Consider the following 15,224-nt stretch of genomic DNA (forward strand, 5'->3'; position numbering starts at 1 on the left):
TATCCAATACAACACCCGGCAACTAATACCCGGGATTCTGTTTTAACACTCCGTTGGCAATATCCACTTCCTGCTGCGGGATAGGCAGCCTGCCCCGCTTGGTAACATCCCAGTCCATATTGAAACGGCTCTGGTCTCCGTCATAGTCCGCTCCCCTTGTGCCGGAGGCGTCAATGGCTTTTTTCGCATAGTCGAGACCGTAGCGCAGCAGGTCCCAGTAACGGATACCTTCTCCGGCAAACTCCACCCGGCGCTCATGACGGATACTCTCGACCGTGGCCTTCACCTCCGGCATCTTCACACGGTCACGCACCTGTTTCAGATAGGCGTCCGCTTTGCCCTGGTTATCACCCAGCCACAGTTCAGCTGCCATCAGCAACACATCGGCATAACGGATGGAGCGGTAGTTGTTGCCCCAGTTGGCGTCGCTGTTGGCGCCCGCTTTGTATTCAATATGGGTGGCGTATTTTTTATTGAAATAACCGGTGTACTGCCAGCTCTTCGCAATGGCGCTGAAATCACGGCCATACAGGATGGTCTGGTCGCGGCGCGGATCGTTGGGTTCAAATTCATCATACAGTGACTGCGTGATGGTACTGTAGCTCCAGCCGGCGGTATATACCGGATCGTTGATACCCCTGGGTGCAAACATATGCACGCTGAGGTTACCCTGCCCCAAACGCTGATCGTTCACGTTGCTGACAGGGATCAGGCCACTGTGCGAAACTTCGAACACAGACTCAGGCCCAAATTCACCGGCCTTGCGCCAGATACCGGCAAAATCCTCTGCCAGTTTGAAGCCGCCATTGCTGATGATATCTTCCAGGTAGTCACGGGCCACCGTTTTGTTGATCGTTTTGGATCCTGCCTGTAAATCCAGGTTGTACACGCCTTTGTAGAAAAGATACACCCGGGCCATCAGGGCTTTGGCGCCCCAGTAGGTAGCATGGCCGCCTACCTGGCGCTGCGTTGTTTTCGGAAGATCGGCCATCGCTTCTTCCAGGTCTTTGGCGATCTGGTTAAAAACCGCCTCCGGTTTGGCTTGTGGCTGATTATACTGCGCAGCGTCTACCAGCGGTACGGTCACCAGCGGCACGTTTTCATACCAGCGCACCAGTTCAAAGTAGAAGTAAGCACGCAGGAATTTGGCTTCCGCGATGGTGGTCCGCCTGAACTCATCTGAAGCCGTCACTTTGCCTATTTTTTCGAGGTACACGTTAGCACGGGCAATACCGGCGTAATAGATAGACCAGAGGCCGCGGTAAGTCTGGTCGCCGATGGTAACCGTCCGGAACTGGTCCAGCCCTTTGATGCCTACGCCATCGCTCTGGCTACCGCCGCCGGAGTAAGCATCATCGGATGCCGCCTCACTCCAGCAGTGTGTAGGATGGAATCCCATCCACTGGTTCCATTGCAGCACATGGTACACGCCGGCCAGCGCCTGGCCGGCTTCTTTTTCATTGCGGAAAAAATTGCTCTCGACAATTTGTGATGGCGGGTCCAGCTCCAGGAAAGATTTGGAACAACCACTACCTACCAGCAACAGCGACACACATACGTGTTTTATATAACGGAATCTTGTTTTCATACTTGTAAGAGGAATTATAAGTTAACATTAACGCCGGCACGGAAAGTTCTCGCCTGCGGGTATACGCCACGGTCCACACCCAGGTTGAGCGCGTCGCGTGCGCCGATCTCAGGATCAAAACCAGTATAACGGGTAAAGGTAAACGGATTGTCTACGGCAACGTACACACGCAGGTTATTCAGTTTCGCTTTCTTTACCAGCTCTTCTGCCAGCGTATACCCTACCTGGATATTCTTGATACGCACAAAGCTGGCGTTCTCTATATACACGTCGGACACGTTATTGTGGTTGCCGTTGTTATCTGCAAAAGTAAAGCGGGGGTATTTGGCGCCGGAACCCTCTTCTGTCCATCTGTTGAGGTACTCACGCGGCATATTGGCCATCTTGATGTCGTAACGGTACAAACCGTTCAGCAGCTGATGCCCGAACATCCCTACGGCAAACATGCTGAAGTCGAAACGTTTATACGTCAGGTTAAGGTTCAGGCCTGCGGTGACATCCGGGTTAGGATCGCCGATGATAGTTTTGTCATTGTTGTCCAGTTTGCCGTCGCCGTTGAGGTCCATGAACTTCAGGTCGCCCGGCACTGCTTTGGACTGTATCTTCCTGCCATCGGGGCCTACGTAGTCGTCCACTTCTTTTTTATTCTGGAAGATACCATCGGTACGGTACCCCCACAGGTAGCCGATAGGATATCCCACCTGCATACGGGTAACGGCGCCTGCGCCGATAAACCCGGTACCGGCTACTGCCTTGGCGGCATTGTTGATGGCGGTCACGTTATTTTTATTATAGGCGCCGTTCACGGTCACATTGAAACTCAGGTCTTTATTCACCTGTTGTTTATAGGTAATGCCCAGTTCCACGCCTTTGTTGGACACGGAGCCGCCATTCACATAAGGGGAAGGATTGCCCACGATAGCGGTGATCGGCGGGTTGAACAACAGACCGATGGTGTTTTTGATATAGTAGTCCGCCGTAACAGCCAGCCTGCCCTTCCACAGTTCCATGTCTACGCCGAAGTTGGTCTGTTCGGAGGTTTCCCATTTAAGATTGGGATTAGGCACGGCGCCGGAGGCCACCCCGTTGAGGTAATACTCTTCGCCGGTGGGTTTGATAAACGTATAGCCGTTACCGAGTACCATGCCGGCAGCCCAGGGGAAGGAGTTGTCCCCGATATTTTCGTTACCGTTCTGGCCCCAGGAAGCACGCAGCTTCAGGAAGGTAACGGTATTGGAGGTATAGAATTTCTCTTTGGACAGCACCCATCCGCCGGACACGGAAGGGAACGTGGCAAACGGGTTGTTGCGGCCGAAACGGGAAGAGCCATCGCGGCGCAGCGTGGCGGACAACAGGTACTTGCCGTCGTAGTCATATGCCGCGCGGCCAAAGTAAGACAACAGCGCTCTTACATCGGCGCCGCCGCTCACTTTATTCAGTGTTTCATTGGTGGCCAGATCGATGTAGGCCATATCCGGGTCGCTGGTGATCAGGTCCGGCCGGGAGCCGTTCATATTTTCGAAGCGGGATTTCAGGGCGGTATGCCCTAACAGCGCCTGCACGTTATGTTTGCCGAATTTCCGGTTGTAAGACAACACGTTCTCCACCTGCCAGGTATAGCGGCGGGAGAATCCTTTGCCCACCAGGCTTACGTCTGTTTTGGAGGCGCTGTTGAGATAATACTGCGGGGTAAAGCTGCTGCTGCTGTAGTTATTGACTTCAATACCCAGTGAAGAACGGAACTTCAGTCCTTTCATCAGGTCGACTTCGCCGTAAGCGTTACCCAGGATCTTATCGTTTTTGTTTTTACCGTTGGCCAGTTGCATGGCGGCCAGCGGGTTGGTAGGTCCGTCGGTGATGATGGTGGAGATACCATAAATCTGATCGCCGTTGCGGATGGCGTTGACAGGGTAATGCACCGGGTTGTTCAGTTTGGCCGGATCTGTTTCATACACGGGCGTCAGCGGATCGAGGTTGATGGCATTGTTCAGCACGCCGCCGTAGTCAGCGTTGGCATTGATGCCGCGGCTGGTGGTGTTCATATAACTTAAGCTCACGCCTACACGCAGAAAGTCCTTTATTTTCTGGTCGCCGTTGAGGCGGATGGTATAACGTTCAAACTGGGAGCGCTCGCCGCCCACGATGCCCTGTTGCCCGAAATAGGAGAACGAAGTGAAGTAGGTGGAGTTTTCGCTGCCGCCGCTCACAGACACATTGTGATTGGTGATAGGCGCGTTTTTGGTGAAGGTGGCATCCTGCCAGTTGGTACCTTTCCCGTATTGTGCAGGGTTGGCGAAAGGCGCTGCCTGGTTGGCATTGCGGGCGCCTTCGTTCATCATTTCGGCGTACTCGGTCCCGTTCAGCACCGGCACTTTGCGCCAGGCGTTCTGGATGCCGTAGTAGCCGTCATACGCTACGCGGGCAGGACCTTTTTTACCGCTTTTGGTGGTGATCAGCACCACGCCGTTAGCGCCACGGGCGCCGTAGATGGCTGCAGAAGCAGCATCTTTCAGCACGTCCATGCGCTCAATATCATTAGGGTTGAGGTATTCGATGTCGTTTACCGGGAAACCGTCTACGATGTAGAGCGGGTCCGGGTTTTTGTTGGTACCTGTGCCACGGATACGGATCATTGGTTTTTCACCGGGCTGACCGGAAGGCGTGAGTACCAGTACGCCGGGAGCGCTGCCCTGTAAGGCCTGCTCTGCGCGGAGGATGGATTGCTTTCCGATGAAATCGGTATTCACGGTGGTGATAGACGTGGACACATCGCTTTTTTTCTGGGTGCCGTAACCGATGACCACCAGCTGGTTCAGCTCTGTGGCGGATTCTTTCAGTTTAATCAGCAGTGATACTTTCTCTCCCTCGGCCAGCTTGTGGTTGCGCGACTGCTGTTTAATATAACCGATAGAAGTAAACGAAATGGCATAAGGTCCGCCGGCAGGAATGCCGGTAATGAGGAATACGCCCTGTGCATCGGTGACTTGCCCTTTGCGGAAAGAGGAGTCGGCGTTGATAACGCCCACGGTCACGCCGGGCAGCGTTTCGCCTTTTTCGTTTTTAACGACGCCGGTGATGGTGCCTCCACCGCTCTGTGCATGCGCCGTTAGTGCCAGCAGCCATAGGGAAATAAAAAGCCAGCTGCCTCTTTTGAGAGACTGTTTTGTAAATCTGATCATCATAACGTTTATTTTATGGCATAGCAGTGCCCCGCTATCCAGCCTTACGTGAATAACCTGTTATCTGTAGGTGACTTTAAAAAGACGGACTATTTACGGATGTGATAACCTGTGTTATCTTTTGTCAATGTTAGTTGGTTTAATGTCGCTATCGTGTGAATAATATCATCGGCTTCCTGTTGTCCTGTCAGCGTTCCACTGAAGAAACAGCCTTTCAGGTCTGCCGGGTCTGCGGTAATCTGTATACCATATTCCCGGTGTAATACGTTAAACACCTCTTCCACCGCACATTTGACAAACTCTATCTGCCCGTCGTGCATCAGCACCGTTGCTTCGGGCGCCGCTTCCGGAGCGGTTGTCACCGGCTTTACCGGTTGCTTCCACGCATATACAGACAGTTTGTTATTGTCTTCATTCCAGGCCAGCTCCTGCCCCGGCGCCAGGTAGGTACCTTTGCCGGCTTTCGTTTTCACCACTATTTTTCCGCTCATCAACCGCACTTTTACGTGGTGGGCATGTTCCGGAGCGCTCACCATAAACACGGTGCCCAGTGCGGTGGTGCTCACCGCTCCGCTATGCACCGTAAAGGGCAGGGCCGCCCTTGCCGCCACGTCAAAAATGGCTTCGCCGCTCAGCTGCAGTTCGCGATGCTGCCGTCCATAACCGGCATCATAACGTACTTCCGCCGATGGCCGCAGGGTGGCCTGTGTGCCGTCCGGCAGCCGTACCACGCTGTCCGCGGCCTGATGTACCCGCAGCACCGTAATGACAGGCACTGTGACAGCGGGCGCATGTGCTGCGACCGGCATGGTTTTGCGCACCGGGCGCTCGGCAGCGGGCATGCTCCACCACACCCATCCCGCGATGGCCGCAGCGGCAGCGGTACCGATGGCGGGCCACAACAGTCGGCGGCGGGTATGCACGGTCTGGCGACGGATAGCTGTCAGCATTCGCTCCGATTGTTCTTCGGGCAGCGTCATCTCTGCGCCCCACCCCTGTTGGTCCAGGAACTGTTCCAGTTCCTCAGGATGGCGATGCAGATAATCAGCGATCTCCCGCTGTTCGGCCGGTGCACAACGGCCTTCCAGGTATCGTGCGATCTGTTCGGTTGAAATGGGCATTTGATAAGGTTATACGTACGAAGTGGCAAAACACCCCTGCTCTGCGTAAAATTTTTTTCAGAAAAAGTCTTCAGAGTTGGCAAAACCACAGCAAAGCAAGGTGCAGCAGGCCCCCCAGGCGATGACGGAGGAATTTCAGGGCTTTGGACATATGCCCTTCGACTGTCTTGGGGGATATCGACAGTTCTTTGGCTATTTCCGGATAGGTCAGTCCCTGTACCTTGCCCAGCAGGAACACCTCCCGGCGTACGGGCGGCAGCGTGTCTATAACGGTGGAAACCTGCCGCAGCAACGCGATGTCCCTGACGCCCGGCGCAATGGCGGCATCTTCCGCCAGGTGCTCCGTCATATTAATATAACGGATACGCCTGCTCGTGCGGCGGTGATAATCGATAAATACGGTCTTGGCTATCTGAAATAACTGGGTGGTAAGCGCCAGTGCGGGATTAAGGGTCTTACGGCTGGTCCACAGCTTCACAAATACTTCCTGTACCAGTTCCTCACAAACATCCGCTTCCCGGGTATAACGCCACATAAACGCATACACGCGCGTATGATATTCGCGGTATACGGATTCAAAAGCGGCTGCATTCCCCAACTGTAACTGTAAAATATCAGGCATCCCCACACGGTTGATCAGCGGGCAATTTAGTAAAAATGGCTGGTTTAATTGCGTATATACGTCCCTGATAACATTTTATTAAAAAACAGGGTAAAAAAAAGGGCCTGCTATTGCGGGCCCAGGAATTTAAACGGGTTAGTCCTTTTAAAGGAGCCGGAGACATCGCCGGCATATATCTCTCCCTTGGTCAGCGACAATTTCTTTACGCCTCCCTTGGGTGAAAAGTTCACATCCTTCAGGTCCACCCAAAAAGTATTGGGCGTAAGGGCAGACTCAAAGTAGTACACCAGGTTCTTCTGGTCAGACACTGTCCTCCAGCGGGTGGAAGAAATATTCGGCTGGTCGGGCGTGCTGATACCATAAGGCACGGAGCAGTTGCGGATCACGCTGAATACACTGGCGGCGGCCAGCCGGGAGTCTTTTGTTTTGGGAATAGCGGTGGTATAAAAAGATGCCCGCACAAAACGGTCTGCCGCTCTGTTGGTGCCAGGCAGCATCGTTGTGCCGCCGATTTCTTTCCAGTATTCATTCAGCGCTAACTGCTTCTCATATACCGGTGAGTTGGTCATCACCTGGTAAGCCGTATCGTGATGGATTACCAGTTTACCTTCAATATATTCAAAGATGGCATTATCGCCGCTGGGATCTGAAATGGAGAGATGCAGGGTGGCCAGCCGCGCTTGTCCAGGCACATTGTCGGACACGATGGTGAAACGTTCCTGTTTCAGCTCGTCTACAGCTTCTTTCACAGTGGCAAAATTATCGAGCACATACTGTACCCAGGCGGCGATGCTCAGGCCCGGTTTCTGACGGTCCCACTGCGGATACTGGGACTCTGCCAGCCAGAGCAGGTTGGCCACAAGTCCTTTTTCATTCATGCCGTCTGTACTGCAGATGTTGTACGCAGCAGCTACCACGCTGCCGTATTTGGATTTCCATTTAACGGTCTGGGCGCCGGTTTCGCCGCTGCGGGCCATGCCACGGGGGAATATCCAAAGGTCTGTCTGGGTATCTTCCTTCCAGTCCATGGAACGGGCGGTGAGATACAAGCCGTCCAGGCCTTTGTAAACTACACGGGTGCACGCACGTCCGGGGTAAATGATAGCGATCGCTGCTAATGAGGCAATAATCGTGAGGGCGAGGGTTTTGAAAGTTAACTTCATAGTGGTTCAAATGTTGGGTTACATTTTACTAAGAAACAACTTTTTCGCCAGATTGTTGACTTCAGGGGGTTTTGTTTAACTGAAAAGCCTGCTCTCCATATATCTTCCCGTTCACCTGGATGCTGATCAAATGCTTACCTGCATAGTGCTTCCGGGTGGTCATGTCTTTAAATACCTGTTTTTTGGAAAATGACAACAACTCCCCTGGCTGCAGCACCACCTCTTTCAGCTTGAACACTTTCTGCGACAGCTCGCCGGAAGACTTCGGATAGTGGACCACGTAGTCTATTACCAGCTTCTGGGGAGACGTCTTTTCGCTCTTCAGCTGAAAAGTAAAGGTCAGCGCATCGCCCAGACGAATAGCAGCGGCACTCAGTTTAAACTGTGCCAGCTTAATCTTCACCTGCTTTTCAAAATTGAATACGCTGAGCGAGTCTTTGTCTCCTTTTTTGATGAGCGTACGGCTGGCATGTTTGATGATCCAGCCGGTGTGCGGATGCTGCGCGTCCCACCCTTTTACCAGCTGCAGCATATAGGCGCTGTTGTCTTTGGAAATATCATTCAGGTGATTGGCGACCGATTTCCGCACATACAGTGTTTCATCCGTTTTGAGCGACTCCAGGATATCCCGCGTCAGGAAAGGATTTTTAATGACGGCGTCGAGTTTAAAGGACCAGGGCAGCCGGGGACGGCTTCCTTCGGAGGCCAGCCTTCTCACATGATGATCATCGTGCCGGGCCCATTGTTTCATGACGGTCAGCGTGCGGTCAAAATCCGTTTTCAGGAATTCCCGGATGGCAAATTCCGCAGAGCCCAATGTGGTAAAGTATTGCAGCGCCTCCATGGAAAGTTCGAAATGATCCTTGCCATACAGGGCCACAAAATCCGGCAATACCAGGGCGGTATAGCCGGTCTTCAGCGACGGGGCTGCCTTCTGCAAAACCGCCACCGCCTTTTTATAGTCCCCGGGAAGATGTTTACCCAGCATCAACGCGGTATGGCGTAACCGGGCGTTCAGCTCACGGGTTTCCAGCCGGTCGGTTACGTCTTTATAAAAACCGTTCCGGTCAAATTGCTTATGTGCGGCCGCAAAAACATCGGCAAAGTGCCGGTAGAACTCGCGGTTGAACATCTCTTTCAGTGGTTCCATACTATTCTATATTACAAACAACGTTCACAGGCCAGCTTTGGTGCATCTGGCTGGTCCCTTCTCTCTGGCTGATGACAGCATCGCAGAAACGTTTTCGGAGCGAATCAAAACCGTTCAGCGTACTGCGGATAGCCGTGTCATTCAGTCCCTCCACCACCGGCAAGGTGCCTATTTTAACCAACCGGCTCCGGCAGATAGCTACGTCACGGTGCAGCAGGCCGTATTTACTCAGTCCGAAAAAACATTTAGGGTTGCCGCCGAGATGCTGCCATATCCGTTCAATATTGGGTTGCATTTTTTTGGTCGTAGCGGTATCGTAAAAAGATTCAATGGTGCGGCCTAAAAGATGGCAGGAATGCAGATCGGCGACGGTGGGCATGGTTTCACTGTAATAGGTGGTGGGCACCAGCATATATTCGCAAACACCTCGCTGCTGGAAGATCTCTGCGCAAAGCGCCACCAGATAGCAGCCGTTGTCCAGTTGAAAAGCCAGCAGATCATAGGGCTGGAAATAGAAGCGGGTGACTTTCCGGTATTTTTTTCTTGCCCTGACTTTCGCGTTAGGCTGACTGATCTTTTTCCAGTAGCGGTCCAGTTCTTTTTGCCGCGCTTTTCCATCGGGGCCATCAGGGTCCCATGCTTTGATGAAAGCGCCTTTATCAATAACAGACCTGATGAATGCCAGTTTGTTTCCATCCATCAGGCCCGTTTCCCAAAGGGCAAGCCCGCAGGCGGTCACATACAGCTCGTAGTCCAGCGCATCTCCGCTGTATTCTTCATTCTCCAGCGGAAACGTTGTCTCGATGACGGAGAGGTCTTCCCCGCCGTCGTACATGTCCATGAAGCCTCCGTAAACATCGTGGGCCGTGTCGCTGTCAATAATCTTAACACCATCAATTGCCATTGCAGTACAGAATTTTTTGCAATGGCAAGTTAAGTAAATTAGATATTGATTGCACCCTGACCGGTAGCGATGAGGTAAGCATCTTTCAGTGCTTCTGCATAAGTGGGATGTGCGTAGCAGGAACGGATCATTTCCTCCGCCGTCATCTCCTGTTCAATAGCCAGCACGGATTGCGCTATCACATCTGCCGCGCGGGGACCGATGATATGTACGCCCAGTATCTCTCCGTATTTCGGCGATACCAGCACTTTCACAAAACCGTCCGTGTCCATGGAAGCACGGGCACGGGCGCTGGCCATGTAAGGGAATTTGCCGGCTTTGTATTCCACGTTCTGCGCTTTCAGTTGTTCTTCCGTAGCACCGACCGCCGCCACTTCCGGCCACGTATATACGACGCCGGGCACCAGGGCATAGTTGAGATGCGGGTGCAGGCCGTGTATCGTTTCCGCGGCGAAAACGCCCTCCTCTTCTGCTTTGTGGGCCAGCATAGGCCCGTCGATCACATCGCCGATGGCGTAGATGTTGGGCACATTGGTCTGCAGTTTTTCGTTGACGGTGATCTTCCCGTTTTTCGCGGTCTGAATACCGGCGGCCTGTAAATTGAGCCCGTCGGTATAGGCCCTTCTGCCTACCGCCACAAGGCAATAGTCGGCCTTGATCTCCTGTGGTGCGCCCTGCTGGTCCAGGAATTTCACCGTAGCAGTATCGCCGTTATTGACTGCCGATTGCACCTTGCTGCCCAGCAGCAGGTTGATCTTCAGCTGGCGAAGCGATTTCTGCAGCGCTTTGCCCAGCTCGCGGTCCATGGTGGGTATCAGGTTGTCGGTATATTCTATGATGGTAACGCTGGTGCCTATACGTGCATAAACGGACGCCAGTTCCACACCGATCACGCCACCGCCGATGATCACCATGGAGGCTGGCTTCTCCGGCAGGGACAGGCTTTCCGTGGAAGTGATGATTCTCTTTTTATCAATGGCTACCCCCGGGATGGTAGAAGGTTTGGAACCGGTAGCGATGATAAAGTAACGGCTGGTTAATACAGCTTCCGTCTTATCGGCAGCAGTTACTTTCAGGTGCGTGGCGTCTGTAAAGCTGCCTACACCGTGGTATACCTGTATCTTGTTTTTTTTCATCAGGTATACCAGCCCCGCCGTATTCTGTGCTACCACCTCTCCCTTGCGGCGGATAAACTGGCCGAAGTCGAGACTGATGCCGCCGGTATTGATACCATGCGCTTTAAACTGCACTTCCGCCTGATGGTAGTGCTCGGAGCTGTCCAGCAATGATTTGGCGGGGATACAGCCTACATTGGTGCAGGTGCCGCCGAGGGTGCTGTATTTCTCTACGATAGCCACCCGGTAGCCCAGCTGGGAGGCGCGGATAGCGGCTACATAACCACCGGGGCCGGAGCCGATCACCACAACGTCATATTGATTTTCCATATACTTTAAATTAATCTGGAAGACAAAATTACTATTTATATACCAATCGGTATATTTTTATTTTGATGGATGTGTTTTGACGAAATTGTGGTAAAAATAAAGGGGCATCAAGAATAACTACACCTTCGGACTACGTCAATGAATAAACGTACCCGCAGGTAAATTATCTTGATACCCCCCTTATTAAATCTCGGTGTATTTAACCGTCACCACCGGTGTTGTTTGTGTCACCTTTTGCAGGTAAGGCTGGTAGCGGAAAACATCCGACGCGTCCTTGTAAGCGAAATCAAACTCCTGGATATACCCGGAGGGAAAATTGCCTGACCGGTCGAGCAGCTCACTGAACTGCTCCTTATAAGCCCTGCGTTGTTTCTCCTTCAAAACGGTTTTCCAGTATTTCATCGCTTCAAAACGCGATAACCGTCTGCCTGCGCCATGGGAGCAGGAATACAGCGCCTCGGCCGCACCCGGCAGGTAACCGGCTTTGGCCAGCAGGCTGCCCCGGGACATAGACAGCGGGATCACCACGGTCCTGCCCTGCTGCAGCTCTGTGCTGCCTTTGCGGTGCATGATCTCCTTGTCGGAGAACCGCAGGTGATTGTGAATGGAATCTTCCAGTTGATACGGTGTTCCATACAACACGCCTTCGTCGCCCAGGTCTTTGTAGTTGCGCTGCAGGTAGCCCTTGTCGATAGCGCCCTTGTTACATTTCAGATAATTGGCGTTCTGTAAAAAGATCATAGTCTTCACACAGAAATTTTTACGCCTTTCGTATCCGAATTGCAGGATGTCCTGGTAGTACCGGAAAAAATCCGGCTGTACAAAATCACGATGCACATAGTCCACCTCCCGGCCGTATGCCTGCGAGAAATCGCGGGTCAGCTGTATACAGTGCTGATACAGCGCAATGCCCCTGTCCCGCGTACCGGTATGGCATATAATATATACGGCGTCGTTATCTTCCTCTATGGAGAGGAAATGGTTACCGCCACCCAGACCGTCGTCGGTCATCTGGGTGTGGGCCTGTGCAAACGCCCGGTAGTGGGCATCTTTATCGAATGGCCGCAGCCAGTGCTGTTTATCGGTTTTAAGATACATCACGCCGCACCCGATATCCTTACCGGTGATCAACGGGTAGAAATAATCGCTGGTTTTAAATGCCACGCCTACCGGCAGGGCCTTCTCGGCGCAATAGTGAATATCCGTAAACGCGCTGATGCCGTCTACAAACGGTTTTTGGGAGTACTGCTGCAACTGATCCATAGCGTTGCGCTCAACACTATGTGCATCACAATAGAATGCAATAGATCGCATGTTCTTTAATTTGGGTAAAAAAGATTAGTTCGTGGGGCGTTGGTTAACATCTGCCCCTTTCAGAGATGTCAGCAGCAGCGCAAAGATAGGTAATTATTTTAAACAATAAACTTTTTACTCATTCGTCTTCAACAACAAGACATTTACCTCATGCAATCGCTCCGCACTTTCTTTGCTCAGCATCACCCGCTGAAAGCCACTACCATGCGGCAGGCAACTGCTTTGTTCTCGCCCGCCACACTACGTAAAAACCACTTCTTCATCCGTGAAGGTGAAATCGCCAGAAACCTGGCTTTCCTGGAAAGCGGGATTGTACGCGGTTTCTACAGAAAAGACAATGGCGAAGAATTCAACAAAGTATTGTTTTCCGCCCCCTCCTTCATCGGTGACTATGCATCGCTCATCTGCGGCAGACCGGCACTGGTGTCCCAGCAGGCGCTGACAGACGCCCGCATATGGGTGGCCGACTACCGGCAGTTTACCCTGCTTTATGAAACATGCCCTGACCTCGAACGTTTTGCACGCAAATGGGCAGAAGCAATTTTCGTCCAGAAAGAACAACGGGAAATAGAACTGGCATCCCTCGACGCCGCCCGCCGGTATCATAATTTCCGGAAAGCATTCCCCGAGGTGGAACAGCAGATACCACAATATCATATCGCCTCCTGGCTGGGCATCTCCCCTTCCCACCTCAGCCGCATCCGCCGGAAAATCACCGTTACCTGATTTCTTTACCTATGTCAAGGGATTTATAAAGCCCCGGGGATAGTTTTGTGTTTCAATATCAATACTATGAACTACACGATTATTCTTTTGGTGAAAGCTACCCCGCAATGGCTGACGCTCCCACGGCTGCAGCGCGACAAGTTTGTGCAAACGGAAGTCCGGGCCGTTCTGGACAAATTTGCCGGCCAGTGCAGCATCCGGCTATTTGACTGCGACTTTACCCATGCGCATGTTTCTGATTTTATGATCATTGAAACCGCTAACCTGGAGCAATACGGCTACCTGATAGGTTATCTCCGGGAGTCCAAAACACTCGCGGCGCCCTATTTTGAAATAAAGGACATCATTATCGGCGTTCCCAATAATTTCAGGGGATCTATGGATATCGATGATATCAGGCAGGCGGTGTAACTAATGCCCCGGTATGATCTGTAAACCGGCAGGATCTTTCGCCGCAGGGTGTTCCAGGGCCCACACCCTGGCGAAGTGACGGCCGTTGTCCCGGATATAGAGGTAATATTCGTAGTCATTGCGGAAATAACTGAACATGGCATAGGTGGGGCGATACTGTTTCATGAACGCTTCCAGCGCTGGTGATTCAAGACCGGTAATCTTCTTCACCAGCGCTTTATTAAAACGATGGTCCACATATTTTTCCTGCTCATCCCGCTCGAGCAGTTCCCGGAAAGCCTCCATGCGCTTTATTTTTTTCGCATTAAAGATCATATCCAGGTTGATGCCCACGCCACCCGGACCACTGGTGCCTCCGAGTAACGAGGGCGCATAATCAAAAACTTTCCGGTATTCGTCACGGAATGCCGCGGAGTCGGCAGAATAGTCTTTTAACCGGTTCGAGGAAACCACCACCGTGGGCAATGTAGTGACATCCACATGCAGTTTCATATCAAACGGGCGGTTGGGATGGATCTCGTTAACAGGGAACTTCATCGTGGCCTTTCCCTGGTAAGAAAAACTCAGGGAGTCTGCCAGCGTAAGCCGGATCACATAACGCCCCATCGAATCCGTCACAGTGCCCGCGCCCGAAGTGCTCATTACACTTACCCCGGCATCCCGAAACGGCCGGAACGGTCGTATATCGTTCCGCTCACACGTACCTGCGCCCTTGCCGCCAACTGCAACAAGAGCATTAACAGGAATAATATCAGCCATCTAAACGGGTTATAAGTGCTCATTTCCGCCTCAATCTAACACAGGATCAATACATAAGCAAACCGCCCGGCAAACATTAACAAAACGTTGTATCTGTCGGCAGGCTTGCCAGGCTTGCATCCTGGTCTTACTTTTTCGTTTTTCTATCGATCTTGTCTTTCAGGGAAGCTATCTGCGCAATACATTCTTCCAGCCGCTGGTAGTGAACGCTGCCATCGACAGCCAGGTCTTTTTTGGTGACCTCCACACCGTCGAGAAATGCCTCCAGGAAGGAAAGATAACGGGGCTGCTGCCCGTACAGCGCTTCATACATCTCCTCGTTCAGCTTGTCTCCTTCCTTGCGGAGATCATTGCTTACCAGGTCGCTCACGTCCCGCATATGATTCATCACCGCGCTCATTTTGGTCTTGAGGTCTTCCAGGCGGTCCGGGTCTTTCTTACCCGGTGCGATATTATGGCGAAACAGGCTGTCAGACAACTTCTTCCGTGTTTTCATATATACCTGCAGGTCCTCTTTCAGGTCGCCCAGGTGCCGGCTCAGGTCTTCGCCTTTTTCCGGTTTGTAATATTTGTCAACATCATTGTTTAGGTGTTTGACCCATGTCAACAGACCGGTGGTCATGTCCGATACCGGCGGAGTGGCCGTTTGTGCCCCGGCCTGGCCGGCCATCGCCAGTTGCAGTACCAGGGCCAGTGCTGCGCAAATTTTGCTGATCGTCATATTCTTTTCGGGTTGTTCATTTGCTGTACAAGATAGTAAATCTGCCGGTTTATGGGCCTGCCTGCCCGACCAACCGGCCATACAAATCGCTTTTTGCCTATTTTTATACCCTGAATGAACC

General features: G+C 52.3%; 13 protein-coding genes. 2 read left to right on the plus strand and 11 right to left on the minus strand.

All coding sequences use genetic code 11. From position 1 onward, the window contains the following. Window positions 1-22: 22 nt before the first annotated feature. From HF324_RS18925 to HF324_RS18965, 9 genes are all read right to left on the minus strand, one after another. Window positions 23-1,588, minus strand: coding sequence for a RagB/SusD family nutrient uptake outer membrane protein (locus HF324_RS18925; RefSeq protein WP_168860528.1), 1,566 nt, complete (start codon window positions 1,586-1,588; stop codon window positions 23-25). A gap of 14 nt (window positions 1,589-1,602) precedes the next feature. After that, on the minus strand, window positions 1,603-4,770 hold the full coding sequence (locus HF324_RS18930) for a SusC/RagA family TonB-linked outer membrane protein (RefSeq protein ID WP_168803976.1): 3,168 nt from the start codon (window positions 4,768-4,770) through the stop codon (window positions 1,603-1,605). A gap of 86 nt (window positions 4,771-4,856) precedes the next feature. Then, window positions 4,857-5,888 carry a FecR family protein gene (locus tag HF324_RS18935; RefSeq protein WP_168860529.1) on the minus strand — a complete coding sequence of 344 codons (1,032 nt, stop codon included), beginning with the start codon at window positions 5,886-5,888 and terminating at the stop codon, window positions 4,857-4,859. Between the two features lie 70 nt (window positions 5,889-5,958). Continuing rightward, entirely contained in the window at window positions 5,959-6,510 is a 552-nt protein-coding gene (locus tag HF324_RS18940; RefSeq protein WP_168860530.1) for an RNA polymerase sigma-70 factor, read from the minus strand. A gap of 107 nt (window positions 6,511-6,617) precedes the next feature. Beyond that, window positions 6,618-7,673, minus strand: a complete 1,056-nt coding sequence (locus HF324_RS18945) for a linear amide C-N hydrolase (protein WP_168860531.1) — start codon at window positions 7,671-7,673, stop codon at window positions 6,618-6,620. Window positions 7,674-7,734: 61 nt separating this feature from the next. Beyond that, a complete protein-coding gene (locus HF324_RS18950) occupies window positions 7,735-8,823 on the minus strand; it encodes a DNA alkylation repair protein (RefSeq protein WP_168860532.1) in 1,089 nt (362 codons plus the stop codon). 1 nt (window position 8,824) lies between these two features. Continuing rightward, the gene (locus tag HF324_RS18955) at window positions 8,825-9,727 is read right to left on the minus strand and encodes a hypothetical protein (RefSeq protein WP_168860533.1); all 903 of its coding nucleotides are present in this window, start codon (window positions 9,725-9,727) and stop codon (window positions 8,825-8,827) included. 38 nt (window positions 9,728-9,765) lie between these two features. Continuing rightward, the gene (lpdA, locus tag HF324_RS18960) at window positions 9,766-11,172 is read right to left on the minus strand and encodes a dihydrolipoyl dehydrogenase (protein WP_168803982.1); all 1,407 of its coding nucleotides are present in this window, start codon (window positions 11,170-11,172) and stop codon (window positions 9,766-9,768) included. Between the two features lie 183 nt (window positions 11,173-11,355). Then, a complete protein-coding gene (locus HF324_RS18965; protein WP_168803983.1) occupies window positions 11,356-12,486 on the minus strand; it encodes an RtcB family protein in 1,131 nt (376 codons plus the stop codon). Between the two features lie 150 nt (window positions 12,487-12,636). Here HF324_RS18965 and HF324_RS18970 point away from each other — a divergent pair, with 150 nt between their 5' ends. Both HF324_RS18970 and HF324_RS18975 read left to right on the plus strand, forming a co-directional pair. Further along, window positions 12,637-13,212 carry a Crp/Fnr family transcriptional regulator gene (locus HF324_RS18970; protein WP_168860534.1) on the plus strand — a complete coding sequence of 192 codons (576 nt, stop codon included), beginning with the start codon at window positions 12,637-12,639 and terminating at the stop codon, window positions 13,210-13,212. Window positions 13,213-13,278: 66 nt separating this feature from the next. Beyond that, complete coding sequence (locus HF324_RS18975) at window positions 13,279-13,623, plus strand: darcynin family protein (protein ID WP_168803985.1); 345 nt, start codon at window positions 13,279-13,281, stop codon at window positions 13,621-13,623. On the opposite strand, the gene HF324_RS18980 is transcribed toward HF324_RS18975, so the two are convergent. Further along, the gene (locus HF324_RS18980; protein WP_168860535.1) at window positions 13,624-14,382 is read right to left on the minus strand and encodes a peptidase associated/transthyretin-like domain-containing protein; all 759 of its coding nucleotides are present in this window, start codon (window positions 14,380-14,382) and stop codon (window positions 13,624-13,626) included. A 127-nt stretch (window positions 14,383-14,509) separates the two neighbouring features. Beyond that, window positions 14,510-15,103: a hypothetical protein gene (locus HF324_RS18985; protein WP_168860536.1), complete on the minus strand. Its 594-nt coding sequence runs from the start codon at window positions 15,101-15,103 to the stop codon at window positions 14,510-14,512. Window positions 15,104-15,224: the final 121 nt, after the last annotated feature.

It is taken from the genome of Chitinophaga oryzae (assembly GCF_012516375.2).
GTDB lineage: Bacteria > Bacteroidota > Bacteroidia > Chitinophagales > Chitinophagaceae > Chitinophaga > Chitinophaga oryzae.